Origin of the sequence: Kitasatospora cystarginea, assembly GCF_039533515.1 — a bacterium.
In the GTDB taxonomy this organism is placed as follows: Bacteria; Actinomycetota; Actinomycetes; order Streptomycetales; family Streptomycetaceae; genus Kitasatospora; species Kitasatospora cystarginea.
This window is the reverse complement of the sequence record NZ_BAAATR010000191.1, coordinates 1-837: the sequence shown is the minus strand read 5'-3', so window position 1 is coordinate 837 and position 837 is coordinate 1. Positions and strand designations below refer to the sequence as shown.

Here is an 837-nt window from a genome sequence, read left to right as displayed (position 1 = left end):
TTTGCCGGTCGGTCTTAGTCCCAGTCCTGCAGCTGCTGGAGCAGGTCGGCGTCGCCCTCCATCCGCAGCGAGCCGGCCGGGATGCGCATGTACATGAGCAGGGCCATCTCGCTCGCCGTGCCGTAGATGGCGGCGGTGGGCTTGCTCTCGGCGGCTTCCGCCGCGGTGAGGCGGGTGAAGCGGGAACCGGCGGCGTCCACCGTCTGGCGCCAGGAGCCAGCCTCGGCTGCGTGGTAGTCCATGGTGGCGGGCTCGCCCGGCCACGGGACCGTGACGGTGCAGACGGTGGCGAGGAACTCCTCGATGGCGTCGACCGCCTCGGTCGTCGGCAGCTCCTGCGGGGTACCGGAGGCCAGCTGGGCGTCGTAGGTGTGGATCAGCGACTCCGGGACGCGGCGGCGGGCAACGGCGGCCACCGTGTGCGGCGAGGCCAGCGGCTCCCACCAGGCCCAGCAGCCCCGGTCCGGGCCGGCCTCGCGCAGAGCAGTAAGCAGCTGCTCCGTCGAGTCGGCCAGCCAGGTTATGAGGGCCTCGCGCTCCCTGGGCGCCGCCAGCCCGTCCTTGCTCGGCCGCTCGTCGCCCGGCGCGGTGTTCAGCACGATGTAGGCCCAGAAGCGGTCCCCCTCACTGAGGTGGTTCGCCAGGTCGTACAGCGTCCAGCCCGGGCAGGACGGGACGTCGGCGTCGAGGCTGGGGGCCGCGGCGACGGCGGCGCGGAACGCGGCGGACCGCTCGTCAATCATCCGCAGCAGGGTGGGGAAGTAGAGATGCTCAGTCACGCAGACCTTGTATCACCCGGACCGGGACTCTCGCACTCGATTAAGACCGACCGGCAAG

At 71.6% G+C, this 837-nt stretch carries 1 protein-coding gene; it reads right to left on the bottom strand.

Annotation, left to right across the window (positions count from 1 at the left end):
* Positions 1–14 precede the first annotated feature (14 nt).
* On the bottom strand, positions 15–779 hold the full coding sequence (locus ABD369_RS40770) for a maleylpyruvate isomerase family mycothiol-dependent enzyme (protein WP_224279990.1): 765 nt from the start codon (positions 777–779) through the stop codon (positions 15–17).
* Positions 780–837: the final 58 nt, after the last annotated feature.